Raw genomic sequence first — 23,301 nt, forward strand, 5'->3', positions numbered from 1 at the left:
TCGCGGAATCAGCCAAAATCGTGTATAATACAACCTGTGCAGGTATTTTTGACTGCATGTTTTTTATTTATTTTAAGCATTTATTGGAGAATTCCCATGACGGATGTCAGCAAGGAAATTGAACTTCGAACCTCTGCCAATTTCAGGCTGCTTCAGAACCCGAACTATTTTGGCAACCTGTCCCAACTGGACCTGAAAGGGCTGCAAAAGCCGGTTCTGAAAAAGATTCAGGACGTCGCGTTCGAAGAACTGACCTGCATCGGCTACAACCCCGACAGCAGCATCCTGACCGCGATTGTGCGGATCAAGCAGGCCGATGGCTATGGCGGCGGGCCCTGCACCGACGGGTCGCAGGAATATGTGCGCTTTTACCTCGATTACGGTGACGGCGTGTGGGTCGACAGCGGGGTGAACAGCTTCAACATCCATGACCTTGGGTTCAAGGATGACCTGTGTTACGCGGTGTCGATCAAGGTCGATCCCAAGAAACGGACATGTTGCGACCGCGACCCGGTTTTGCCGACCGTTCGGGCCGTTCTGTCCTGGAACGTGGTCCCGCCGGCCAACATGCCGAACTGGCTGCCGATCTGGGGCAACAGGCTGGAGCGCGACATTCAGATCAACCCCAGAAGCCCGTTCCTATGCAACCTGATCGATCATATCACCGATATCGGCATTCAACAGATCGATCCGAAAGTGCTGCAGCAGGCGACATCGCTGCTGGAAACCCAGTTGGTTGCGAACAAACCGGCGGCCTCGCTGGCGCAGTTGATGAAAAAGACCGACCGGGCGGACAAGATGCAGGTTCTGCGTAATGTCTTTCCCACCATGGTCAAACTTGCGGCCGACAGCACGGATATCGCCGCAAGCCAGACGATGGCGGCCTTCCAGATACCGGATTTTGACATCGACCTTTCGGATTTCGATGACTTCATCATGAAGCCCGACTTCAACACGACATATGAAGAGCTTCACTGCGTTGGTCTGGATCGCGACACCTCGCACCTGCATGGCGTGATCGAGATCAAGCGCGCCAGTGGCTATTCGGGCGATCTGTGTTCGCAAGGGTCGCGGGAATATGTCGCCTTCTACCTTGATTTCGGATCGGGCTGGGAATTCCAGGGCATCACCTGGGTCGATGTGCACAATATCGATCAGATCCCGGATGACGGGCTGTGGTATCAGGCCTCGCTGCCGGTGGATCTGGATGATCATCGCAAAGAATGGTGCATGACCGGGCAGGCGCGGATTCGCGGTATCCTGTCCTGGGCCGTCCCGCCCGCGCCGAATGATCCGGATTTCGTGCCCCATTGGGGCGACCGGGCCGATTGCACGATCGAGGTCGAACATCTTCCGAAAGGCGGCGTGCCCGGACAGTTCCTGCCCTTCCTGGAATCCATCGGAAACATGCCGATCCCGCAGATCAACGCCATGGGATATGCCAATGGCGCGGGCGTGGGCGGTATCATCCCCAATGCCGACGATGCGCCGTTTGGCGGGCGGACGCTGCTGAAGGGCCGGGCCTTCAACATCCCGGCAGGCGCGATGGAGTACCGGATCATGATCCAGGGACCTTCCGATATCGCACCACGGGCCTACACAAACCCGTTCGAGGCCGATGTTACCACCTTCCCAAGCCCGTTTTCGGTCAAGCAGACGGTCAACGCGGTTGGGGATTGGTTCCCCTATCTGGCCGCCTCGCCGCTGGTCTCGGTCGCCGACGATCTGTTGGGCGCATTGACGGGGCTGGAGAACGGGTTGCACTCGGTCTTCATCGAGTTCCGGCAACCGGCAGGTCCGGTTCTGGGCACAACCGTATCGACGGTCTTTATGGTCGACAACACCCGGCCCGGCGCAGATGTCGAAATCACAAGCGGCGCAGGGAATTGTGGCAAGTTCGGCATTGGCGAAGTGATCTCGGGCACGTATTCGATGACGGGCAATCACTGCGGAAGCCTGCGCATCCATGTGACCCCGCTGCCCGAGGCTGCGGGCGGCACCATGGTCATCACTTCCGCCGCACCTGCGGCGACGGTTCTGCCCCCGTTTGTGGGCGGCAGTTCGTCGGTCACGATCAGCTACGCGGCTGGATCGCTGAGTACCGATGGCGCGTCTGGCAATTGGGAGCTTGATACCACCGGCATGGATCCCTGCGGCTACAACATCCGCATCCATGTAAGCGACCGCACCATTCTGAACAGTGGTCCGAACAACTGGACAAATGGCGACATCGAAGGCTTCTGCCTGGACGGCTGACGCCAGTAGTGCAAGCCGGGCGGCGGCGCTTGAATTGCGCCGCCGCTTTTCTTTCGTCGGTGCGTGTCAAATCACCCCGTGTTCCGCAACCTGATCCGGATGCGTGTCCGCCCAAACGGTAAGAAATTCAGACATCTCGGGCCGGGTTGCAAATTGCGGGGCTTTTCGGGGCAATGGTACGCCCCGCTCTAACGCCATCCGGGCGCAGTCGATATGGTCGCGATGCGCGCGTTGCGGGCAGTTTTCTGACCCGTGAATGATCGTCGACAGCAATGTGCCCCCATAAGCGTTGGTGTGGTCAAGGTCCGGGTTCTGGTGCAGAAAAAAGGCCGTGACATCGGCCATCCCTTCCCACCCGGCAAGATGCAGCGGCGGCATTCCCATCTCATCTGGCAGGTTGGCGTCAAAGCCCATCTCCACAAGGCGCTGCATATGGGGCAGGCTGCCTTCTCGCCACACCAGACGGCCCAGAAGATAGGTCATCTCTTTCGATAGGGCAGTCATATCGATCCGGTCGCCGGGCCTTGGCACTCCATCCGCTGTACGCGCCAAAAGTGCCTCGGTCTCTGATAGCTGCGTGGATACCCCCGCCTGCTCCAGAACATCCGCCACATCCCGGTTCCCGAAGACGCGAGCAAAGGCATAGGGCGTATGGCCGCGACTGACGGCATTTGGGTCAGCACCGTGATCCAGCAGGAGCCGGGCGATCTCACCCGACGCCAAACGCCGTGCGGTCTGGTGCAAGGCGGGTATCACCAGCGATGGCTCACCCGACGGGTGAGGCGCGATGCCTTCGTTGGGGTCCGCGCCGTGATCCAGCAATAGGCGCACCGCCTCTGTGCTGTTGAAATCAATAGCCCTTGACAGCGCATTTGTACCCTTGGGATCGGCCCCATGGTTCAGCAACATCCGCAGCCCTTCGGTATGGCCAAGCTCGGTGGAATGGTAGAGGGATTCGTTGTCATTGGGGTCCGCGCCGTGGTCCAAAAGCCATTTGGCCAGGGGCATGTTGTCCGCATGGCCGACAGCGCCATAAAGCGTGGACAGGCGATGGTCTGACTCCGGGTCGAAGGCAAAGCTGTCATTCACATCTGCGCCGTGGGCCAATAGCAGATCCGCCATGGCCAGCATGTCGCCTTCTTTCTCGGGGGCGGCCTTGATGTGCCGCGAAAACGCCAGATGGCACATGGGACGCCGGGGAGGGTATTCGCGCGTTGCGGCACCCGGATCCCGCGCCAAAACCCGGCGCATCGCGTTCACGTCGTATAGCGCAACCAACAGCGGCACTTGATCCTCGGCCAGGTCAGGCTCCTGCGTCAGCAGATACGCCACCGTTTCCGCCGAGCCGTTGTAAAGCGCCCAGCGCAGCCGCCCTTGTTTCTGCGCCCGGTCCATGCCTTGCGTTTCGACGGCCAGTTTCAGCGCGGGCCATGTGGCATAACCCGTTTCGCGCGCGATCACATGCAGGCAATCGGCATGTTTGTAGACCCCGTTTCTGGGTGTTTTGACAATGCCATGGACGCGCAACATCGCGCCCTTGTCGCCCGCAGTCAGAGCTTTGCCCAAGGCCTTCGCGTCACGGCGCAGTTGGTCGAGTGATTTGGTCATCGGTATTCCCTCCGCTGCCCGACGGTCCGCTGATCCGGGCTGAGAAACCGATTTGGTTTACAAGTCGTCTTACAGAGGTGCCGATGACAGCTTTCCGCGGACCGGGTGGCTGCCTCAAACAGCCTGACCCGAGCCTAGCTTTCGCCCATCAGGGTTGCAAGCCGCATGACCGCCCGGCCTTAGGCGCGTTTTTCGCCGATCGAGGCAACGCCCAGAACATCCAGAACCCTGGCTTCGATCTGCTCGGCATTCATACCGGCAACCGCGTACATATCCGCCGGGCTGGCCTGATCGATGAAGATGTCCGGCAATACCATCGAGCGATATTTGAGACCGCGATCAAACACGCCTTCATCCGCTAAAAGCTGCGCCACATGGCTGCCAAAGCCGCCCACAGCGCCTTCTTCGATGGTAATCAGCGCCTCGTGGTCGTCGGCCAGGGTCAGGATCAGATCCCGGTCCAGCGGTTTGGCAAAGCGGGCGTCGGCGATGGTTGGGGTAATCCCCCGCGCGCCAAGCGCTTCGGCCGCCTTCTGAACCTCGGCCAGACGAGTACCAAAAGACAGCAGCGCCACGCGCGCGCCCTTTTGGATCATACGGCCCTTGCCGATCTCCAGCACTTCGCCGCGTTCGGGCAGGTCGACGCCTACGCCTTCGCCACGTGGATAGCGGAAGGCAATGGGGCCGTCATCATGGGCAACGGCTGTGGCGATCATATGCATCAACTCGGCCTCGTCTGCGGCAGCCATTACGACCATACCCGGCAGGTTCGACAGATAGGCAATGTCAAACGACCCGGCATGGGTCGCCCCATCTGCGCCAACCAGCCCCGCGCGGTCGATGGCAAAGCGCACCGGCAGGCGCTGGATCGCCACATCATGCACCACCTGATCGTAACCGCGCTGCAAAAAGGTCGAATACATCGCGCAGAACGGCTTCATCCCGCCCGCCGCCAGCGCCGCCGAAAAGGTCACCCCATGCTGTTCCGCAATCGCCACATCGAAACAGCGCGACGGGTAGCGTTCCGCAAACAGGTTCAGACCGGTCCCATCCGGCATTGCCGCCGTGACGGCCACAATCTTGTCATCCCGCGCGGCCTCATCCACCAGCGTCTTGCCAAAGACCGAGGTATAGGACGGCGCGTTCGAGGGTGCCTTCTTCTGCTCGCCCGTCACAACGTCAAACTTGGCGGTGGCGTGGCCCTTGTCGCGCGCCTGTTCAGCGGGGGCGTAACCTTTGCCCTTTTTCGTCAGCACATGGATCAGGATCGGTCCGGTCGCGCGGGCCTTGACCGTGCGCAGCACCGGCAGCAACTGGTCCAGATCATGGCCGTCGATGGGGCCGACATAAGAAAAGCCCAGTTCTTCGAACAAGGTACCGCCCACGGCCATGCCTTTCAGCATTTCCTTGGCGCGCTTGGCCCCTTCGCGGAACGGTTCGGGCAACAGCGACACCGCGCCTTTGGCGGCGGCTTTCAGATCGTGGAATGGTTCCTCGGCATAGATGCGCGACAGATAGTTGGACAGCGCACCAACCGGGGGGGCGATGCTCATCTCATTGTCGTTCAGGATGACGATCAGGCGCTTTTTCAGGTGGCCCGCATTGTTCATCGCCTCAAAGGCCATGCCCGCCGACATCGACCCGTCGCCGATCACCGCAATCGCGTCACCCAGCCCCTCGGGCGTGACGCCACCCAGATCGCGCGCAACGGCAAAGCCCAGCGCAGCACTGATCGAGGTCGAGCTATGCGCCGCCCCAAACGGGTCATACGGGCTTTCGCTGCGCTTGGTGAACCCGCTCAGGCCATCCTTCATGCGCAGCGTGCGGATACGGTCGCGCCGCTCGGTCAGGATTTTATGCGGATAGCACTGATGCCCCACATCCCAGATGATCTTGTCGCGCGGGGTGTCGAACACAGCATGCAACGCGGTGGTCAGTTCCACAACGCCCAGACCTGCGCCCAGATGCCCGCCTGTCACTGAGACGGCGGAAATCGTCTCGGCCCGCAATTCCTGCGCCACCTGATGCAACTGCGAGTCCGAGAACTGCTTTAGGTCGGCAGGACGGCTCACAAGATCCAGCAGAGGCGTGTTCGGGCGATCAGACATTTAGCGCGTTCCTGACTTAGCTGTCCCGGGCAATAACGAAGCGGGCGGCGTCCTTCAAGGTTTCCGCCCTTGGGCCGTAGCCATCCAGCGCGGCGCAGGCTTGGTCGACAAGTTCCGCCGCGCGGGCTTTGGCAGGGCCCAGCCCCAACAGAGAGACAAACGTGGCTTTTCCCGCATCCGCATCCTTTTGCAGGCGCTTACCGGCCTTTTCTGCGTCGCCTTCCACATCCAAAATGTCATCTGCGATTTGAAAAGCAAGCCCAAGCGCTTGGGCGTATTGGCGCAGCGGTGCCGGATCGGCCTGCGCCAATCGAGCACCCGCACAGGCGGACCATTCGATCAAAGCGCCTGTCTTGCCGGCCTGCAAATGCGTGATTGCCTGCAGCGACAAGGGTTCTGCTGCAGTCTCGGCCGCAATGTCCAGCGCCTGCCCCATGACCATACCTTGCGCGCCGCTGGCTTGGGCCAATGTCAGGGTCAATTCAGCCCGTATATCAGCCGCCCCAACTTCGGGTCGCGCGCAAAGCTCAAAGGCCAATGTCTGCAAGGCATCTCCGGCCAGAACCGCCGTGCCTTCATCCCATTTCACATGGGTCGTGGGGCGACCGCGCCGCAGATCGTCGTCATCCATACAAGGCAGATCATCATGGACCAGAGAATAGGCATGCAGCGCCTCGATCGCCGTGGCAGGCCAGATCGCGCGCGCCTCGTCCACGTCATGCAGACGGGCGCTTTCCAGCACCAGAAATCCGCGCAACCGCTTGCCGCCTTCGGTGGCATAACCCATCGCCCGCGTCACATCGAAATCGTCAAAGGCGTTCAGGACATGGTCAAACTGCGCCTGAATGCGCGCCGCATCCCGCGCCAACTGGTCGCGAAACATTTACTGACCTTCGACAGGCGTCGTCCCGGTCGGCTGGCCGCCAGCATCCAAGGTGATCGCGGCGACCTTTTCTTCGGCCCGCTTCAACTCATCCTCGCAACGTTTCTTCAACGCTGCCCCGCGTTCATACAGCGCAATCGACTGATCCAGCGCCACATCGCCACGTTCCAGCTGGCCGACCACGGCCTCAAGCTCTTTCATCGCCTGTTCAAAGGTCATCTGCTCAACGGGGGTATCGGTCATCGTGCTGCCTTCATCAGTTCTTCCACATGGGCGCGTGTCGCCTCGGCCAGTGCGTTCAGATCATACCCACCTTCCAGAGTCGAGACGATACGGCCCTCACAAACCTCATCCGCAATCCTGCACAGTTCAGCCGTGATCCAGGCAAAATCGCCGGTCGACCAGTTCAGATTGGCCAGCGGATCATCCTGATGCGCGTCAAACCCGGCTGAGATGATGATCAATTCGGGCCTGAACGCCCGCAAACGCGGGAAAGCCTGCGCCTCATAAGCCGCCCGCATCTCGGCCCCGCCTGTGCCGGGGGCCAGCGGTATGTTCAGGATGGTCTCAAAAGCGCCGGTCTCATCCGGTCGCCCTGATCCCGGCCACAGTGGCATCTGCTGGCTGGTGATCACCAAAGCGCGCTGTTCGTCCCACAGCAAATCCTGTGTGCCATTGCCGTGATGGACATCGAAATCCACAACGGCGACCCGGCTCAGCCCATGATGATCCAGTGCATGTTTCACCGCCAAAGCCGCATTGCCGAACAGGCAGAACCCCATCGCCTTGTCCGTTTCCGCATGATGCCCCGGCGGTCGGATCGCACAGAACGCATTCGCAGCCTCACCGCCCAGCACCAGATCCACAGCCCGCACCACGGCCCCCGCCGCGCGATAGGCGGCATCGACAGAGCCCGGAGACATAAACGTATCCCCATCGATCTGCGCAAACCCCTCCGCAGGCCGCGTGGCCCGAATATCCCGGATGTAATCTTCGGGGTGGACCCGCAGCAAATCATCATCCGCCGCCATCGGGGCCGTCCTGCGATCCAGATCCAAAGGCTCCAGCGCATGAAGAATATGCTCCAGCCGCGCCACCCGCTCAGGATGCCCGTCCGGCGTCACGTGCCCCAGACAATCGGCATGGGTCAACAAGGCAGTCTTCATCGGGATCCCTTCTTCATCTGGCTAAAAATACCTTCGCCGAAGGCATAAAATCGCCGGGCAGCGGCCAAATCAATCCGGCGCCAGCATGTAACCAGCACCCCGAACCGTCTGCAGGTATCTGGGCTGCTTCGGATCCTGTTCGATCTTCCGACGCAACCGGGTGATCTGCACGTCCACCGCGCGTTCCTGCGCCTGCCCCTTGTCGCGGCCCAGATCCTCGACCAGTTTCGCACGGCTGATTGGCTCGCCCGGCTGGGCCGAGAAGATCTTCATCAACTGGCTTTCCGTTGCGGTCAGACGCACCGGGTCTTCGCCCTGCCACATCTCACCACGTTCGATGTCATAGCGGATCGGGCCCAGCGTCAGTATCTTTGCGGCGGTATCCTGAGCAGGCGTTTCGGGCATACGCCGCAGAATCGCATTGATCCGAAGCAACAGCTCTTTCGGCTCGAACGGTTTGGCCAGATAGTCATCGGCCCCGGCTTCCAATCCTGCAATCCGGTGCTCGGTTTCACCCCGCGCGGTCAGCAGCAGGATCGGAGTCGCATGGGTTTCGCGCAGCGCCTTTGTCAGGCTCACGCCATCCTCGCCCGGCATCATCACGTCCAGCACGATCATGTCGAAATCCAGCCCCGACAGCACCCGGCGCGCATGGGCTGCGTCGCGAGCGGCGGTTACCAGAAACCCGTTCCGCATCAGGAACTTCTTCAACAGATCGCGAATGCGCTCGTCATCGTCGACGATCAGCAGATGGGCGTCCATATCGCTCATGAGGTCGTATCCCGCAGCTTCGTATACGCATGACGCATATCAGCATCCATCATCGCTTCAAGCACTTTACGAAAACCAGCCACCGCTTCGGGGCCTGCGTCCTTATATGCCGCACGCATCCGGGCGCGCTGGGCGTCGGACAGCGTGGCCTCCAGCGCGCGGCCCTTTTCGGTCAGAAACAGGTGCCGCTCGCGCTTGTCGGCGGTACCCACCCGGCTTTCGACCATTCCATCCTCGATCAGCGTTCGCAGCACCCGGTTCAGGGATTGTTTTGTCACCCCCAGAATGGCCAGCAGGTTGTTCACCGTGGTCCCCGGCGCGCGATTGACAAAGTGAATCGCCCGGTGATGCGCGCGGCCATAGGACATCTCGGACAGGATGCGGTCAGGATCGGCGGTAAAGCCGCGATAGGCGAAAAACATGGCCTCGATCCCCTGTCGCAACTGCTCATCCGTAAGAAACAACAGGCTTTCGCCCCCAAACATCGGGGCGGGGCGGATTTCGGACATATCTTGCCTCATTCGTTACACAATGCTCAGTTTATGTCAGCCTTATTGACATTCCAAGGGCGGACAGGTATCGAATCGCAGTTTTTGCGCAAGAATGTGTCCGCTCCGGACCTAAATAGCGCAACAATCGAAAATTCAACCCGGTTCAGGAGGTTTCGCATGGCGGGGTACGATGATCGTGACGGTGTCATCTGGATGGATGGTGAACTGGTGCCCTGGCGCGAGGCCAATGTGCACCTGCTGACCCACGCGATGCACTATGCCTCATCTGTGTTCGAGGGCGAGCGCGCCTATAACGGCAAGATCTTCAAAAGCCGCGAACATTCCGAGCGTCTGATCGCCTCGGCCGAGGCGCTGGATATGCCGATGCCTTATGACGTCGACCAGATCGAGGCCGCCAAGGACGAAGCCCTGAAAGCCAGCGGCTTGCAGGACGCCTATGTCCGCGCGCTGGTCTGGCGCGGCTCGGGCGAGGATATGGGCGTGGCTTCGGCCAGGAACCCGGTTCGCATGGCCGTCGCGGTCTGGCCCTGGGGTGCCTATTACGGCGATGCCAAAATGCAGGGTGCCAAGCTGGACATCGCGGAATGGAAACGCCCCAGCCCGGAAACCATCCCGGTTCACGCCAAAGCGGCGGGTCTTTACATGATCTGCACCATCTCCAAGCACAAGGCCGAGGCCAAGGGCTGTTCGGACGCGTTGTTCATGGATTGGCGCGGCTACGTGGCCGAGGCGACCGGCGCGAATGTGTTCTTCGTCAAGGACGGAGAGGTGCACACCCCGCTGGCCGATTGCTTCCTGAACGGCATCACCCGCCAGACCGTGATCCAGATGCTGAAAGACAAGGGCATCACCGTCCACGAACGCCGCATCAAGCCCGAGGAAATGGCCGATTTCGAACAATGCTGGCTGACCGGTACGGCTGCCGAGGTCACTCCGGTCGGGCAGATTGGTGACTATACGTTCAAAGTGGGCGATCTGACCCGCGAGATTGCCGAAGATTACGAAAAGCTTGTCCGCGCCTGATCTGCGCAGATCCTGAACTCCAAACCCCTGCCTTGCGCGGGGTTTTTTCTTTGCCTGCCGTTCAAGACATTGTGCAGATCGTTCAGATGGCTGGACGAAAGCGCAGGTGGGGTTACGTTACATTCATGTTGGACCTGCTCAGCGATATCCTCACCCGTCTGTCCCTGCGGGGGACGTTCTATTTCCGCACCTCTTTCACGCCGCCTTTCGGTATTCAGGTGCCCGCGTTCGAAAACGTGGCCCGGTTTCACTTTGTGCAGCGTGGGGAGTTGAAGATTTTTGTCTCTAACAAGGGCGAAACCTTGCGTTTGAAGCAAGGCGATCTGATTCTGATCCCGCACGGCGCGGCCCATGCGCTGCTGTGCAATGAGGTCAATCCGCTGGACGCCCTGCCGCTGGAGCAGGTGCTGGAGGACGCCGGGTATCAGGGCGACGGCGTTCTGGTTTATGGTGGCGAGGACAAAAGCCGCGATACGCAATTGATCTGCGGCCATTTCTCGTTCACCGGTCCGCCGGGGCGGCGGGGCACTGGGCATATGCTGATCGACCGGCTGCCGCCCTACATTCTGATCGAGAATTATGGCGAAGAAGCCGGGGCCTGGATCGAGGCCACGCTGCGCATGATCGGGACCGAAGTGGGCGGCGCGCGGATCGGCGGTGACCTGATCGCGCTGAAACTGTCCGAGGTCCTGTTTGCGCAGGCAATCCGGGCCTATCTGGAATGCCAAAGCCCGACCGGCGCGGCGCTTGCCGGATTTGCCGATCCCCGCATATCCCGCGCGCTGACCGCATTTCACCACGGGCCCGCGCAGGAGTGGAGTGTCGAGACTCTGGCCCGCGAAGCCGGGATGTCACGCACCGCCTTTGCCCAGTTGTTTGCCGAGAAGATGGAAACGACCCCGATGCAATACCTGACCTCGTGGCGGATGCAGATCGCCTGCCATGGACTGACAGAAAGCCGCTGGAACGTGGCGGATGCGGCGGCCGAGGTCGGATACGCGTCCGAAGCGGCGTTTTCGCGCGTGTTCAAGAAGCAGGTCGGCGTGTCCCCGGCTGCTTACCGGGCGATGCACTGATCGACCGGCGCATTTGTACGATCTGCAAAAAGACCTGAACGACCTGAACTGATACGTCTGAGATCCCCACCCCATCTTCGGATTATCCCAAGCAAGAAAAGGATCTTCCGATGTCTCTTCGTTTCGTTACGCGCAACATTCACGCCTATCTGGACTACCCCGTCGCGCTGGCGCTGATCGTGCTGCCCTTTGTTCTGGGGCTGGGTCAGTCCAACCCCATGGCTTTGTGGTTGTCGGTTATCACCGGGGTCGCGGCCTTTGTCCTGACTGCTCTGACCGACCATCACCTGGGGGTCTGGCGTGTCCTGAGCTATAAGTTCCATCTGGCCGTGGACCTTATCGTCGGCATCACCTTCCTGTTCGCCCCTAGCCTTTTCGGGTTTTCGGGTCTGGATGCCGTCTTTTACTGGCTGAACGGTGCTGCGGTGGTACTGGTGATCTCGCTCAGCGCGCCTGAACAGGGTGTTGCCGCCTGAGAATTATCCACAGCTGTCACAGTATCATCGTGATACTGTCAAAAAACTGAGCCGCGCGTTTTACAAACGGGCGGTTCTTATCGGTTCACCAATCGCGTGATCTTTGAGACGATCACCAGACAGGAGAGCCCCGAGATGACCAAGAATATTCGCCCGACCCGCCGCACGTTTCTGGCTGGCAGCACTGCATTTGCTGCGTCGCTGGCCATGCCTGCCATCAGCCGTGCCGCGTCGCGACCCGTTTTCACACATGGTGTTCAGTCAGGCGACGTGGATGCAAGCTCGGGCATGGTCTGGACTCGCACCGACCGGCCTGCGCGCGTGATGATGGAGGTCTCGACCACCGAGAGCTTTGCCGATGCCCGCCGGTTGCCGCCAATGGATGCAATCCCGAACGGAGACTTCGCGGTCAAACGCCTAATCGACGGGCTGCCAGCGGATCAGGATATCTTCTATCGCTTTGTCGCCGCCGATCTAAGCGACATCAATACCGTATCAGAGCCTGTTATTGGGCAATTCCGCACCGCTCCGTCCGCGCGCCGGAATATTCGTTTTGCCTGGTCCGGCGACACCGCAGGTCAGGGTTGGGGGATTGATGATGACGGGATGCGCACCTATGCGACTATGGCGCAGCACCGGCCTGACTTTTTCATCCATTCAGGCGATACGGTCTATGCTGATGGCCCGATGCAGGACGAGGTCGAAAAGGACGGGCAGGTGATCTGGAAGAACGCCACCCTGATCGACGAAAAGCGCAAGGTTGCCGAGACGCTGGACGAATTCCGCGCCCAGTGGAAATACAACATGATGGACGAGCACGTGCGCGCCATGAACGCCGTCTGCCCCACCTTCTTCCAGTGGGATGACCACGAGGTTGTCAACAACTGGTCGGACGCCAAGGACCTGATCTCGGATGATCGGTATTCCGAGAAATCGGTGCATGTGCTGCAAGCCCGCGCCGGACGGGCGTTTCACGAGATGACACCGTTGCGCATAACTCCGGCTGAGCCCGGCCGGGTCTATCGCAAGATCTCATACGGTCCGATGCTGGATGTGTTTTTCCTGGATCTGCGCAGCTATCGCGGCCCCAACGGACCCGCGATGGAGGATGAAATCACCGATCAGTCCCGCATTCTGGGTGCCGCGCAACTGGCCTGGCTGAAACGCGAACTTGCAGCCTCGCAAGCCACCTGGAAGGTGATTGCCTCGGACATGCCGATCGGATTGATCGTCTGGGACAACTGGAAGGAACAGGCCGGAGCGGAGGCGATCTCGAACGGTGACAGTGGGCCGGCCAAGGGTCGCGAGTTGGAGATCGCCGATCTGCTGCGTTTCATCAAGACGGCGGGCATCACGAACACGGTCTGGTTTACAGCAGATGTTCACTATACCGCGGCGCACTACTACGACCCTAACAAAGCCCAATTTCAGGATTTTGAACCGTTTTGGGAGTTTGTTTCGGGCCCCCTGCACGCCGGGACCTTTGGTCCTAATGCGTTGGACGGAACCTTCGGGCCCGAGGTGAAATTCGTCAAAGCTCCGACCGAAGATCAAGGGGTGAACCTGCCGCCCAGTGCGGGTCTGCAGTTCTTTGGCCTCGTGGATATCGACGGTTCAACGCAACAAATGACCGTTCGCCTGATGGACCGCGCGGATACCGAGCTATGGTCGGTAACGCTGGATCCGCGTGACCAGGCCATCTGATCCTATCTTCCCCACAACTTGCGCCCCGAAGAAATTCGTGGGCGCATTTTTTTGACTTGAATTGTCCGACTAAAATAATCAGATATAGCTCAACGCCAGATGATGTATTATCCAGCACAGGGTTTCGGGGCGGTTTGCGGGCTTAGCGCGTGACACAGTGAGGGCCTGCCGCCGCCTCGGAAACGAGACAATCGCAGGGCTTCGGTATGCGCGAAAAGATGGACGAGATCATTGCCCGGCACGATGCCGCCACTGCCTGTGGGTGCAGCTGCTGCGACACCGATTACACGGCTTACGTGGACCAAAAGAACCGCAAGGCTGCCCGCGATGCGGCGGGAAAAGACGACACTCTTCCAGAGAGCGCCGCAAGCCGCCGCAAGTCTGTGCGCTACGTATTTGAAAACCTGTCAGGCAAGCGCGCAGGGTAAGGTGGGTATGGCGACGCCCACCTTGACCATTCCTAAAAGTCCACGCCGCGCTGGGCTTTGATACCAGCCTGAAACGGGTGTTTTTCTTCGGTCATTTCGGTGACCAGATCGGCATAGTCGCGCAGCGCTTGCGGAGCGTCGCGACCGGTCAGGAAGACGCTGGTCTTGTCGGACCGTGCCTTCAGCCCCTCGATCACACGCTCAACCGACAGGTATTCATAGCGCAGGGCGATGTTGATCTCGTCCAGCACGACCAGATCATATTCGCCGCTGGCCATCAGATCGCAGGCCTTGTCAAAGGCGGCGGTGGCGGCGGCAATGTCACGCTCGCGGTCCTGCGTATCCCAGGTGAAACCTTCGCCCATCGTGTGCCATGTGACCAGATCGCGGTCTTCAAAAAACCGGCGTTCACCGGTCTTCCACTTACCCTTGATGAATTGCACCACCGCGACTGTCTGACCCCAGCCCAGCGCCCGGATCACCACACCAAACGCGGCCGAGGATTTGCCCTTGCCCTTGCCGGTGTTGATCAGCACCAGCCCGCGCCCCGGATCAACCGCCTCGGACACTTTCTTGCGGTGCTTGGCCTGCACCTGCTGCATCTTTTCCTTGTGATCCTGTGCGTCGCTCATGGGGAACCCTCTTTGACTGTCGCGCCCAACCTAGGCGAAGTTTGCGAAAGGTAAAGTCACGCTTTGGGGTCGGTGACGGATCGCGCCTTGCTGCGCTCTAGCCCCAACTGATGCTCGCGCCAGATCACGACGACATTGCCTGCGATCACCAGCGCTGCGCCGATCAGGATGGCGACTGTTGGCAACTCATCGAACCAGACATAGCCGATGAAAATCGCAAACAGCATGGTCGAATAATCGTATGGCGCCAGCATCGAGGCCTGCCCGAACCGATAGGATGAGGTCACCAGAATCTGCGCAACCCCGCCGATCAGGCCCATAGTGACCAGTATCAGAGCCTGATTCAGCGTGGGCATCGTCCAGCCCCAGAACGCGGTCAGCGCCGACAGCAGCGTGGCGGTCATGGAAAAGTAGAACACGATGGCGGCTGGGTGATCGACCTTGACCAATTGCCGGATATGGATCTGAACAAAGGCGCGGGCGATGGTTGCCCCCAGCACGCACAGCGCGCCGATGGTTGCTGCCATCTCCATCTGAGTGCTGCCCAGCCGGGGCCAGATCATGATCAGAACCCCCAGCAAGCCCAGAGCGACCGCCCCGATTCGGATCATGCGGATACGCTCGCCCAGCATCAGCGCGGCCAGAATCAGGGTGAAGATCGGGGTGGCATAGCCGATGGCCGTGACCTCAGGCAGGGGCAGAAGGCTGAGGCCGGTAAAGGTCAGTCCCATGGCGCTGGTGCCCAGAACGCCGCGCCAGAAATGGCCCATGGGTTTCTTGACGACAAAACCTTGCGCCAGTTCGCCCCGCCAGATCAGCCAGATGATGATGACCGGAATGGCAAAGAGCGAGCGGAAAAAGACCAGCTCACCGGGCGGGAAATCCTCGGACAGGGCTTTGACCAGTGCCGACATCGAGGTGAACAGCATCAGCGCAGCCAGTTTCAAACCCACGGCAAGCATGGGTCGATGCGATGTTAAGGATTGTGCCATTGGCCGGGACCCTGCGCCTTTGGCGGCGAAAGATCAACGACGGGATTGTACCAATCAGGTGGATTTCCAGTGATCGGGAACGGGGTGGTCGATTTCATCCGCGAAGGCATCCAGAAATCCAAACATCTGTGACACCCGTTCCTGTGCAAGCGCCCGCCCGGCAGGGGTCAGCATATCGGCAGGCAGGGTCAGCAGTTTGACTTTCCAGTGGTCGAGCGAGAATTTCAGATCGTCCAGCGCGCGCGCTTCGGCAAAGGGATCATCGGGATCATAAAGGTCGCGGCCCAGCGCGCCAGCAACAACAAAGGTGCGGGCGATGCCAATCGCGCCCAGTGCGTCCAGCCGGTCTGCGTCGCGCAGGATGCGGGCCTCGGCAGTGCGCGGGGGGATGTTGGCCGAGAAACTGTGGGCCTCAATCGCGTGCTGGGTGGCGCGGATCGACGCGGCATCAAAGCCCAGATCACCCAAAATAGGCTCTGATTCCTGCGCGGACAGACGAGAGGCGAGGTGCCGGTTCGGATCGTTCTTGGGCAGGTTGACTAGATCGTGCAGATAGCAGGCGGCCAGAAGGACCTGCATGTCTGTCTGTTCATCGGCGATGGCCCGCGCATTGCTCCAGACGCGATCCAGATGCGCCAGATCATGCGCCGGGTCGGCCTGCATGCGCTGCGCGACGATGCCCCGCAGACGGGCGCACAGATCAGCCGATATGTCCACGATTCTCGCCGATCTGACCCCGATGCAGCAGCAAGTGGTCGAGGATGACGCAGGCCATCATCGCCTCACCCACGGGAACCGCGCGGATACCGACGCAGGGGTCGTGGCGGCCTTTGGTGATGATCTCGGTCTCCTCACCGGATTTGGTAATGGTCTTGCGGGTGGTCAGGATCGACGAGGTCGGTTTGACCGCAAACCGCACCACGATGTCCTGCCCGGTGGAGATACCGCCCAGAATGCCGCCCGCGTGGTTGCTGCTGTATTGCGGGCCGTTCTGGCCCATGAAGATTTCGTCCGCGTTGGCCTCTCCGGTCAGTTCGGCGGCAGCCATGCCTTCACCGATTTCAACGCCTTTGACCGCGTTGATCGACATCATCGCGGCGGCCAGATCAGTGTCTAACTTGGCATAAACCGGCGCGCCGATCCCGGCGGGGACGCCGCGCGCCACAACCTCGACCACCGCCCCGACCGAGTTGCCGGACTTGCGCAGGTCGTCCAGATAGGTGGCCCACTCGTCGGCCGCTTGCGCATCGGGCGTCCAGAACGGGTTCTGTTCGATCTGCGACCAGTCGAAGTTATTGCGGTCGATCTTATGCGGCCCGATCTGCGTCATGTAGCCGGTGATCTGCACATTGGGTGCGATCTGTTTGATCGCCTCACGCGCCAGCCCGCCTGCAGCCACGCGCGATGCGGTTTCACGGGCCGAACTACGCCCGCCGCCGCGATAGTCGCGGATGCCGTATTTTTGCCAGTAGGTGATATCGGCGTGACCCGGGCGGAACTTGTCCATGATATCGCCGTAGTCTTTCGAGCGTTGATCGGTGTTCTCGATCATCAGCTGTACGGGCGTACCTGTTGTTTGCCCTTCGAAAACGCCGGAAAGGATTTTCACCTGATCGGGTTCGCGCCTCTGGGTGGTGAACTTGTTCTGGCCGGGTTTGCGCTTGTCCAGCCAGTGCTGGATCATCGCCTCGTCGATTGCAACGCCCGGCGGGCAGCCGTCTACAGTCGCACCCAATGCGGGCCCGTGGCTTTCGCCCCAGGTGGTAACGCGGAAGAGGTGTCCAAAGCTGTTCATCGACATGGGGCGTGCTCCTTTGCGGGTCGTGATTAGCGGGCGTGGGGCTTGGCCTCAAGCGGATTTGCGTTTTTGTGGGGGAGGGGACGCTGTCCCCTCTTGAGCCTGCGGCTCAATTCACCCCTGCCGTATTTGGAACAAGAAGAAGCGATCAGGCTGCGCTTGCGATTTTCGTGCGGGTCCGGGTGATGCTGAGCGCGGCTTGGGCTGCCTCGCGGCCCTTTTGCACGAAATGCTCGCGGTAAATGGCGTTGTGGTGGTCGGTTTCCTGATACTGGTGCGGCGTCAGCGAGACCGACAGGACCGGAACGCCGGTGTCCAGCCCGGCGCGCATCAGGCCGTCCACCACGGCTTGTGCCACGAAATCATGCCGGTAGATGCCGCCATCGACGACAAAGGCGGCGCAGGCGATCGCGGCATATTGGCCGGTTTGGGCCAGATCGCGCGCCAGCAGGGGCATTTCGAACGCGCCGGGGGCGTCGTAGATGTCGACCTGTTCGGCTGGGATGAGCTCAAAGAAGCCGTCAAGCGCGCGGTCGACGATATCGGAATGCCAATTGGCTTTGATGAAAGCATAGCGGGTGTGTGTCATTTGGACCTCCTTAAGTAGACAGACACGTCACCCAAGGCGATCACGAGCAGACGCGCCGAGGCGGCACGCTGCACGTTCTCTTTCATCCGGACTTTAACCGTCGGCTCTGGCCTCTCACCAGATCTGCTTGTCACCCCGGATGATCCGAAGCCGCTCGCGGGCTTACGGGTCATTGCCCGCATACCGCCGGTGGGGAATTTCACCCCGCCCTGAGAACGAGACGGACCTTGCATAGATCGGGCCCCTTCTGCAAGAGATTTGGCAGGAGGAATGCCATGCACCCGAACCCCGCCTTCCGCGCCGAGGACCGCGCGCGTCATATTGCGTTTGCCCGTGATAGGGCCTTTGGCGTGTTGGCAATCTCGACCGATGGCGCGCCGATTGTAAGCCATGTTCCGTTTTTGCTGTCCGAAGACGGGGCGGTGGCCGAGCTGCATCTAGTCCGCTCGAACCCGATTGTGCGGGTGTTGAAGCAGCCTGTGACGGCGCGAATCGCGGTATCGGGGCCGGATGGGTATGTGTCACCCGACTGGTACGGGATCGCGGATCAGGTGCCGACCTGGAATTATGTGGCCGCCCATCTGACCGGCGTTCTTGAGATGCGCCCGCCGCAGGAATTGCGCGATCTGTTGGACCGGCAGTCGGCGTTCTACGAAGATCGGCTGCGTCCGAAGCCGCCGTGGCGTACCGACAAGATGACCGATGAGGCGCTGGATCGCATGATGCGGATGATTGTGCCCTGTCGGATGCGGATCGATGACATTCAGGGTACCTGGAAGCTGAACCAGAACAAACCCGATGATGTGCGGATGCAGGCGTCCGATCACATCGCGTCGGGGATTGGGTCCGAGTTGCAGGTGCTGCAGACGCTGATGCGCGGGGCCAAGCCGTCAGACGACTGACCGCTTTTGTTTTTTCGCCCTTGTTGTAAGGTCGGCGCAATCAGGGAGCGTGCGAATGAAACTCTATCACAGTCTGACCTCGCCTTATGTGCGCAAAGTCATGGTGCTGCTGCACGAAACGGATCAGCTGGAGGATGTCGAGCTTGAGACGGTGGCCAGTACGCCGATTTCACCGGCGGCATCTTTGATCAGCAAGGCCCCTCTGACCAAGGTTCCGGCGTTGGAACGCCCGGATGGGCCAACCCTGTTCGACAGTCGGGTGATCTGCGCGTTTCTGGATGCCCGCGCCGGAGGGCGGCTTTATCCCGATGGCGCGCGCCGCTGGGATGTACTGACGCTTGAGGCGCTGGCAGATGGTATTCTGGATGCGGCCCTGTCGATGACCTACGAAGACCGGTTGCGCCCCGAAGACAAGCAATGGGACGACTGGACCGAGTCGCAATGGGTCAAGATCGACCGGGCCTGTGCCGCCCTGAACCAGCGCTGGATGGCGCATCTGTCCGGCCCGCTGGATATGGGGCAAGTGGCTGTCGGCTGTGCGCTGGGCTATCTTGATTTGCGCCACGATGAGCGCGGCTGGCGCAAGGGCAATGATGCGCTTGCGGCTTGGTTTGCCGAGTTTGGCGAGCGGCCCAGTATGGTCGCCACCCGCCCGCAAGGCTGAGGGCGACCCGCGCCCCTAGTCGCTGAAGGTTGCCAGATAGGCGGCGATGTCTTCGGCCCCTTTCCTGAGCTTGACGCTCATGTTGGGGCGGGCGGTTTCGTCCTGCAGAAACTCCTGAATGAAACCAATCGGGTCCTTTGAATAGACCGCGATGTTTTCCTCGGTCCAGACAAGCCCCTGTTCGCCCGCCCGGATCATATCGTCGGTGAACATGCCGATGGGCAGGCGCTCGCTGCCATTCAGATCATCGGTCTCGGACCCGGCGACGCGGCCCACGACGCCATAGAGATTCGGTCCGGTAATGCCGCCTTTCTCCAGAACCTCGCCATCTTTGATGATCGCGTGGCACGAAGAACAGCGGTTATAAAGCTGCTTGCCTTTGGCGGGATCGCCAGCGGCGGCGGTTTGGGTGGACAGTGCAATCGTTAACAGAACGGCGGCCAAGGGGGTTTTTGACATCGGGGTCTCCTGATCGGCGTTCGCGCAGACCGGGATGTCCGGCATTCAGGCACAGGATTCAACAGCAAAAAGACCGCTATCCCACTGAACAAATGGTCTATTTCAGAGGTGTCATTTGTCGCGGAACAATGCGGCTCTGCCGTCGCGGATATTGCATGACATGGCATCAATCTTCTGCCGGAAGATGTGCCCCGAATCCGCTTGGGTCAGGCATAGCGGGGATGTGTCCCTGACCATCGAATCAAACCCCGCCGATTCGGGATGATCGGAAAAGATGTGGGCTTGAATCACCAAAAATACCCGATGCATTGTGACAAATAGCACAGATGCGGCGTATTGCGCGTTTATGACCGCTGGACGAACGCTATTTGCGTCGATAGACAGCGCGGTTAAGACACCGCATTCGTGCGGTGCGCGAGCTATTTGCCCGTCCGCGGGCGCCAGAAAACCGGAGATAACCTCGTGTCCCACGCAGAAGACCACGAAGGCACCCGCAGAGATTTCCTCTATTACGTCGCTGGCGGCGCAGGAGTCGTTGCGACAGGTGCAGCCGTATGGCCCCTGATCAACCAGATGAACCCGTCGGCGGATGTGCAGGCCCTGTCCTCGATCCGTACAGATGTCAGCGGGGTTGAGCCGGGCACACAGTTGACCGTGAAATGGCTGGGTAAACCCGTGTTCATCCGCCACCGCACCGGTGCCGAGATTGCCGAAGCGCAGCAACAGGATGAGGAAGCGGTTGGCAACCTGCCCGACCCGCTGGCCCGGAACTTCAACCTGAACGCGGACGCGCCCGCAACCGACGCCAACCGCGTGCTGCCCTCGCCCGAAGGCGAAGCAGCGGGTGCCTGGATCGTGCAGATGGGCGTTTGCACCCACCTGGGCTGTGTTCCGCTGGGCGACGCCGGTGATTTCGGCGGATGGTTCTGCCCCTGCCACGGCTCGCACTACGATCTGGCTGGCCGGATCCGCAAAGGCCCCGCGCCTGAGAACCTGCCGATTCCACCCGTTGAATGGGTGGACGCATCAACCCTCAAACTCGGCTAAGGGAGACCCAACTTATGTCCGGAATTCCCCACGATCATTACGAGCCGAAGTCAAACGGCGAAAAGTGGCTGCACAGCCGCCTGCCCATCGTCGGCCTTTTGTATGACACCCTGATGATTCCCACCCCCAAGAACCTGAACTGGTGGTGGATCTGGGGCATCGTTCTGGCGTTCTGCCTGGCGCTGCAAATCGTCACCGGCATCATTCTGGTGATGCACTACACCCCGCATGTCGATTTGGCCTTTGCCAGTGTCGAGCACATCATGCGTAACGTGAATGGCGGCTACTTCATCCGCTACCTGCACATGAACGGCGCGTCGCTGTTCTTTGTTGCGGTCTATATTCACATGTTCCGCGGCCTGTTCTACGGCTCGTACAAAGCCCCGCGTGAGATCACGTGGATCATCGGGATGCTGATCTATCTGATGATGATGGGCACCGCCTTCATGGGCTACGTTCTGCCCTGGGGTCAGATGTCCTTCTGGGGTGCGACCGTGATTACCGGCCTGTTTGGCGCCATCCCGTTTGTCGGTGATGCGCTGCAAACCTGGCTGCTGGGCGGACCGGCGGTGGACAACGCCACGCTGAACCGCTTCTTCTCGCTGCACTATCTGCTGCCGTTCATCATCGCGGCGCTGGTCATCGTGCATATCTGGGCGTTCCACACCACCGGCAACAACAACCCCACAGGTGTTGAAGTGCGTCGTGGCTCGAAAGCCGAGGCCGACAAGGACACGCTGCCCTTCTGGCCTTACTTCGTGATCAAGGACCTGTTTGCGCTGGCGGTTATTCTGGTCGTGTTCTGGGCCATTGTCGGCTTTATGCCGAACTACCTGGGCCACCCGGATAACTACATCGAAGCCAACCCGCTGGTGACACCTGCGCATATCGTGCCCGAATGGTACTTCCTGCCGTTCTACGCGATCCTGCGGGCCTTCACCGGCGAGGTCTGGGTTGTGCAATTCGCCAGCTTCATCACCGGCGGCATCGTCGACGCCAAGTTCTTTGGTGTGGTCGCGATGTTCGGTGCGATCCTGGCGATGGCTCTGGCACCCTGGCTGGACACCTCGACCGTGCGTTCGGGCAAATACCGTCCGATGTTCAAATGGTGGTTCTACCTGCTGATCATCGACTTCTTCGCCCTGATGTGGCTGGGTGCGATGCCCGCGGAAGAGCCCTATGCAACCTTCTCGCTGATCGCATCGGCCTACTGGTTCGCTTATTTCTTCGTGATCCTGCCAATCCTTGGGGTGATCGAGAAGCCGCTGCCGCAGCCCGAGACCATCGAAGAAGACTTCAACGCGCATTATGGCAAGGCTGACGCCGAAGCCACGCCGGCCGAGTAAGAAGAGGGACCGGAAACATGTTCAAGAAACTTGCAATCGGCGCCGCGTTTGCCCTCGCTCTGACCCCTGCTGCATCCTTTGCGGCAGGTGGCGGCGAGCAGCATATCGAGGATTTCGACTTCTCGTTCGAGGGTCCGTTCGGAACCTGGGATCAGAACCAGCTGCAGCGCGGCCTTCAGGTCTACACCGAGGTTTGCGCAGCCTGTCACGGGCTGAGATATGTGCCCCTGCGCGATCTGGAAGCGCTGGGTTATTCGGAAGAGCAGGTCATCACCTACGCGGCCGACAATTTCGAGGTCTTCGACCCCGAGCTGGACGATTTCCGCCCGGCGATCCCGACCGACCATTTCCCGGTCAATGACGCGGTTGGCGCACCCGACCTGAGCCTGATGGCCAAGGCGCGTGCGGGCTTCCATGGTCCTTATGGCCTGGGCATCAACCAGCTGGTCAAAGGTATGGGCGGCGCGGAATACATCGCCTCGCTGCTGGATGGCTATACTGGCGAAGAGAAGGAAGAGGCAGGCACCATCCTGTACGAAAACAAGGCCTTCCCCGGCGGCTGGATTTCGATGGCCCCGCCGATTTCGGAAGATCAGGTTGAGTTTGCCGACGGCCACCCGGCCACTGTCGAAGCCATGTCCGAGGACGTTGCCGCCTTCCTGATGTGGGCCGCCGAGCCCAAGATGATGGATCGCAAGAATGCCGGTTTTGTCGGCGTGATCTTCCTGACCGTTCTGTCGGTGCTGCTGTACCTGGTGAACAAGCGTCTGTGGGCGCCGCACAAGGGTAAGCTTCGCAACGAGGACTGATCCTTTTCGGAATACTGACACAAGAACCCCCGCGCCCTAAGGTTGCGGGGGT

24 protein-coding genes and 1 riboswitch are annotated in these 23,301 nt (G+C 60.4%); of the genes, 11 read left to right on the top strand and 13 right to left on the bottom strand.

Features of this window, described 5'->3' with window-relative positions; translation table 11 throughout:
* Positions 1-96 precede the first annotated feature (96 nt).
* A complete protein-coding gene (locus ACR0AC_RS09685) occupies positions 97-2,256 on the top strand; it encodes a hypothetical protein (RefSeq protein ID WP_480873050.1) in 2,160 nt (719 codons plus the stop codon).
* A 66-nt stretch (positions 2,257-2,322) separates the two neighbouring features.
* Here ACR0AC_RS09685 and ACR0AC_RS09690 read toward each other — a convergent pair whose 3' ends face one another.
* The 7 genes from ACR0AC_RS09690 to ACR0AC_RS09720 form a co-directional block, all read right to left on the bottom strand.
* Complete coding sequence (locus tag ACR0AC_RS09690; RefSeq protein ID WP_480873052.1) at positions 2,323-3,864, bottom strand: ankyrin repeat domain-containing protein; 1,542 nt, start codon at positions 3,862-3,864, stop codon at positions 2,323-2,325.
* A 179-nt stretch (positions 3,865-4,043) separates the two neighbouring features.
* The gene (gene dxs, locus ACR0AC_RS09695) at positions 4,044-5,972 is read right to left on the bottom strand and encodes a 1-deoxy-D-xylulose-5-phosphate synthase (RefSeq protein WP_480873054.1); all 1,929 of its coding nucleotides are present in this window, start codon (positions 5,970-5,972) and stop codon (positions 4,044-4,046) included.
* A gap of 16 nt (positions 5,973-5,988) precedes the next feature.
* The gene (locus ACR0AC_RS09700; RefSeq protein ID WP_480873056.1) at positions 5,989-6,855 is read right to left on the bottom strand and encodes a polyprenyl synthetase family protein; all 867 of its coding nucleotides are present in this window, start codon (positions 6,853-6,855) and stop codon (positions 5,989-5,991) included.
* Positions 6,856-7,098: an exodeoxyribonuclease VII small subunit gene (locus tag ACR0AC_RS09705; protein WP_170613140.1), complete on the bottom strand. Its 243-nt coding sequence runs from the start codon at positions 7,096-7,098 to the stop codon at positions 6,856-6,858.
* A complete protein-coding gene (locus ACR0AC_RS09710; protein ID WP_480873058.1) occupies positions 7,095-8,021 on the bottom strand; it encodes a histone deacetylase family protein in 927 nt (308 codons plus the stop codon). Before ACR0AC_RS09710 ends, ACR0AC_RS09705 begins: the two co-directional genes overlap by 4 nt.
* 69 nt (positions 8,022-8,090) lie before the next feature.
* On the bottom strand, positions 8,091-8,792 hold the full coding sequence (locus ACR0AC_RS09715) for a response regulator (RefSeq protein ID WP_170453461.1): 702 nt from the start codon (positions 8,790-8,792) through the stop codon (positions 8,091-8,093).
* Positions 8,789-9,301, bottom strand: coding sequence for a MarR family transcriptional regulator (locus ACR0AC_RS09720; protein ID WP_170623372.1), 513 nt, complete (start codon positions 9,299-9,301; stop codon positions 8,789-8,791). The genes ACR0AC_RS09715 and ACR0AC_RS09720 overlap by 4 nt, the downstream gene beginning before the upstream one ends.
* Positions 9,302-9,460: 159 nt before the next feature.
* Between ACR0AC_RS09720 and ACR0AC_RS09725 the strand changes: the two genes are divergently transcribed.
* From ACR0AC_RS09725 to ACR0AC_RS09745, 5 genes are all read left to right on the top strand, one after another.
* On the top strand, positions 9,461-10,327 hold the full coding sequence (locus tag ACR0AC_RS09725; protein WP_170623370.1) for a branched-chain amino acid aminotransferase: 867 nt from the start codon (positions 9,461-9,463) through the stop codon (positions 10,325-10,327).
* A gap of 125 nt (positions 10,328-10,452) precedes the next feature.
* Entirely contained in the window at positions 10,453-11,403 is a 951-nt protein-coding gene (locus ACR0AC_RS09730; protein WP_480873222.1) for an AraC family transcriptional regulator, read from the top strand.
* A gap of 110 nt (positions 11,404-11,513) precedes the next feature.
* The gene (locus ACR0AC_RS09735) at positions 11,514-11,879 is read left to right on the top strand and encodes an SPW repeat domain-containing protein (protein WP_170623368.1); all 366 of its coding nucleotides are present in this window, start codon (positions 11,514-11,516) and stop codon (positions 11,877-11,879) included.
* Positions 11,880-12,014: 135 nt separating this feature from the next.
* Positions 12,015-13,583, top strand: a complete 1,569-nt coding sequence (locus tag ACR0AC_RS09740; RefSeq protein ID WP_480873061.1) for an alkaline phosphatase D family protein — start codon at positions 12,015-12,017, stop codon at positions 13,581-13,583.
* Between the two features lie 206 nt (positions 13,584-13,789).
* Positions 13,790-14,011, top strand: a complete 222-nt coding sequence (locus tag ACR0AC_RS09745; RefSeq protein WP_170453466.1) for a hypothetical protein — start codon at positions 13,790-13,792, stop codon at positions 14,009-14,011.
* 32 nt (positions 14,012-14,043) lie between these two features.
* Here the strand turns inward: ACR0AC_RS09745 and cobO are convergent, their stop codons facing one another.
* The 5 genes from cobO to ACR0AC_RS09770 all read right to left on the bottom strand — a co-directional run bounded on the left by cobO (position 14,044) and on the right by ACR0AC_RS09770 (position 18,022).
* The gene (gene cobO / locus ACR0AC_RS09750) at positions 14,044-14,643 is read right to left on the bottom strand and encodes a cob(I)yrinic acid a,c-diamide adenosyltransferase (protein ID WP_170453467.1); all 600 of its coding nucleotides are present in this window, start codon (positions 14,641-14,643) and stop codon (positions 14,044-14,046) included.
* A 56-nt stretch (positions 14,644-14,699) separates the two neighbouring features.
* Complete coding sequence (locus ACR0AC_RS09755; protein WP_480780760.1) at positions 14,700-15,635, bottom strand: DMT family transporter; 936 nt, start codon at positions 15,633-15,635, stop codon at positions 14,700-14,702.
* Between the two features lie 54 nt (positions 15,636-15,689).
* On the bottom strand, positions 15,690-16,352 hold the full coding sequence (locus tag ACR0AC_RS09760; protein ID WP_480873064.1) for an HD domain-containing protein: 663 nt from the start codon (positions 16,350-16,352) through the stop codon (positions 15,690-15,692).
* Complete coding sequence (gene aroC, locus ACR0AC_RS09765) at positions 16,336-17,436, bottom strand: chorismate synthase (protein ID WP_480873066.1); 1,101 nt, start codon at positions 17,434-17,436, stop codon at positions 16,336-16,338. The genes ACR0AC_RS09760 and aroC overlap by 17 nt, the downstream gene beginning before the upstream one ends.
* A gap of 145 nt (positions 17,437-17,581) precedes the next feature.
* Positions 17,582-18,022 (bottom strand): 6,7-dimethyl-8-ribityllumazine synthase, encoded by a 441-nt coding sequence (locus ACR0AC_RS09770; protein ID WP_480873068.1) that lies wholly within the window; start codon positions 18,020-18,022, stop codon positions 17,582-17,584.
* Between the two features lie 70 nt (positions 18,023-18,092).
* Positions 18,093-18,243: riboswitch (FMN riboswitch) on the bottom strand.
* Positions 18,244-18,297: 54 nt separating this feature from the next.
* Here ACR0AC_RS09770 and ACR0AC_RS09775 point away from each other — a divergent pair.
* Together ACR0AC_RS09775 and ACR0AC_RS09780 are read left to right on the top strand one after the other, a co-directional pair.
* Positions 18,298-18,924, top strand: coding sequence for an FMN-binding negative transcriptional regulator (locus ACR0AC_RS09775; protein WP_170453472.1), 627 nt, complete (start codon positions 18,298-18,300; stop codon positions 18,922-18,924).
* Positions 18,925-18,979: 55 nt separating this feature from the next.
* Complete coding sequence (locus ACR0AC_RS09780; RefSeq protein ID WP_170453473.1) at positions 18,980-19,588, top strand: glutathione S-transferase; 609 nt, start codon at positions 18,980-18,982, stop codon at positions 19,586-19,588.
* 15 nt (positions 19,589-19,603) lie between these two features.
* Here the strand turns inward: ACR0AC_RS09780 and ACR0AC_RS09785 are convergent, their stop codons facing one another.
* A complete protein-coding gene (locus ACR0AC_RS09785) occupies positions 19,604-20,047 on the bottom strand; it encodes a c-type cytochrome (protein WP_480873071.1) in 444 nt (147 codons plus the stop codon).
* 462 nt (positions 20,048-20,509) lie between these two features.
* On the opposite strand from ACR0AC_RS09785, the gene petA reads away from it, so the two are divergent.
* From petA to ACR0AC_RS09800, 3 genes are read left to right on the top strand one after another with little or no spacing between them, the layout of a single operon-like run.
* On the top strand, positions 20,510-21,094 hold the full coding sequence (gene petA, locus ACR0AC_RS09790) for a ubiquinol-cytochrome c reductase iron-sulfur subunit (protein ID WP_170453475.1): 585 nt from the start codon (positions 20,510-20,512) through the stop codon (positions 21,092-21,094).
* A gap of 14 nt (positions 21,095-21,108) precedes the next feature.
* Positions 21,109-22,440 (top strand): cytochrome b, encoded by a 1,332-nt coding sequence (petB, locus tag ACR0AC_RS09795; RefSeq protein ID WP_170453476.1) that lies wholly within the window; start codon positions 21,109-21,111, stop codon positions 22,438-22,440.
* Between the two features lie 17 nt (positions 22,441-22,457).
* On the top strand, positions 22,458-23,249 hold the full coding sequence (locus ACR0AC_RS09800) for a cytochrome c1 (protein WP_170453477.1): 792 nt from the start codon (positions 22,458-22,460) through the stop codon (positions 23,247-23,249).
* The last annotated feature ends 52 nt before the right edge of the window (positions 23,250-23,301 follow it).

Source organism: Ruegeria sp. H7 (genome assembly GCF_056532945.1).

Coding starts and splice junctions, on each gene's coding strand:
- ACR0AC_RS09685 (WP_480873050.1), top strand. CDS start 97: ATGACGGATGTCAGCAAGGAAATTGAACTTCGAACCTCTGCCAATTTC.
- ACR0AC_RS09690 (WP_480873052.1), bottom strand. CDS start 3,864: ATGACCAAATCACTCGACCAACTGCGCCGTGACGCGAAGGCCTTGGGC.
- dxs (WP_480873054.1), bottom strand. CDS start 5,972: ATGTCTGATCGCCCGAACACGCCTCTGCTGGATCTTGTGAGCCGTCCT.
- ACR0AC_RS09700 (WP_480873056.1), bottom strand. CDS start 6,855: ATGTTTCGCGACCAGTTGGCGCGGGATGCGGCGCGCATTCAGGCGCAG.
- ACR0AC_RS09705 (WP_170613140.1), bottom strand. CDS start 7,098: ATGACCGATACCCCCGTTGAGCAGATGACCTTTGAACAGGCGATGAAA.
- ACR0AC_RS09710 (WP_480873058.1), bottom strand. CDS start 8,021: ATGAAGACTGCCTTGTTGACCCATGCCGATTGTCTGGGGCACGTGACG.
- ACR0AC_RS09715 (WP_170453461.1), bottom strand. CDS start 8,792: ATGAGCGATATGGACGCCCATCTGCTGATCGTCGACGATGACGAGCGC.
- ACR0AC_RS09720 (WP_170623372.1), bottom strand. CDS start 9,301: ATGTCCGAAATCCGCCCCGCCCCGATGTTTGGGGGCGAAAGCCTGTTG.
- ACR0AC_RS09725 (WP_170623370.1), top strand. CDS start 9,461: ATGGCGGGGTACGATGATCGTGACGGTGTCATCTGGATGGATGGTGAA.
- ACR0AC_RS09730 (WP_480873222.1), top strand. CDS start 10,453: ATGTTGGACCTGCTCAGCGATATCCTCACCCGTCTGTCCCTGCGGGGG.
- ACR0AC_RS09735 (WP_170623368.1), top strand. CDS start 11,514: ATGTCTCTTCGTTTCGTTACGCGCAACATTCACGCCTATCTGGACTAC.
- ACR0AC_RS09740 (WP_480873061.1), top strand. CDS start 12,015: ATGACCAAGAATATTCGCCCGACCCGCCGCACGTTTCTGGCTGGCAGC.
- ACR0AC_RS09745 (WP_170453466.1), top strand. CDS start 13,790: ATGCGCGAAAAGATGGACGAGATCATTGCCCGGCACGATGCCGCCACT.
- cobO (WP_170453467.1), bottom strand. CDS start 14,643: ATGAGCGACGCACAGGATCACAAGGAAAAGATGCAGCAGGTGCAGGCC.
- ACR0AC_RS09755 (WP_480780760.1), bottom strand. CDS start 15,635: ATGGCACAATCCTTAACATCGCATCGACCCATGCTTGCCGTGGGTTTG.
- aroC (WP_480873066.1), bottom strand. CDS start 17,436: ATGTCGATGAACAGCTTTGGACACCTCTTCCGCGTTACCACCTGGGGC.
- ACR0AC_RS09770 (WP_480873068.1), bottom strand. CDS start 18,022: ATGACACACACCCGCTATGCTTTCATCAAAGCCAATTGGCATTCCGAT.
- ACR0AC_RS09775 (WP_170453472.1), top strand. CDS start 18,298: ATGCACCCGAACCCCGCCTTCCGCGCCGAGGACCGCGCGCGTCATATT.
- ACR0AC_RS09780 (WP_170453473.1), top strand. CDS start 18,980: ATGAAACTCTATCACAGTCTGACCTCGCCTTATGTGCGCAAAGTCATG.
- ACR0AC_RS09785 (WP_480873071.1), bottom strand. CDS start 20,047: ATGTCAAAAACCCCCTTGGCCGCCGTTCTGTTAACGATTGCACTGTCC.
- petB (WP_170453476.1), top strand. CDS start 21,109: ATGTCCGGAATTCCCCACGATCATTACGAGCCGAAGTCAAACGGCGAA.
- ACR0AC_RS09800 (WP_170453477.1), top strand. CDS start 22,458: ATGTTCAAGAAACTTGCAATCGGCGCCGCGTTTGCCCTCGCTCTGACC.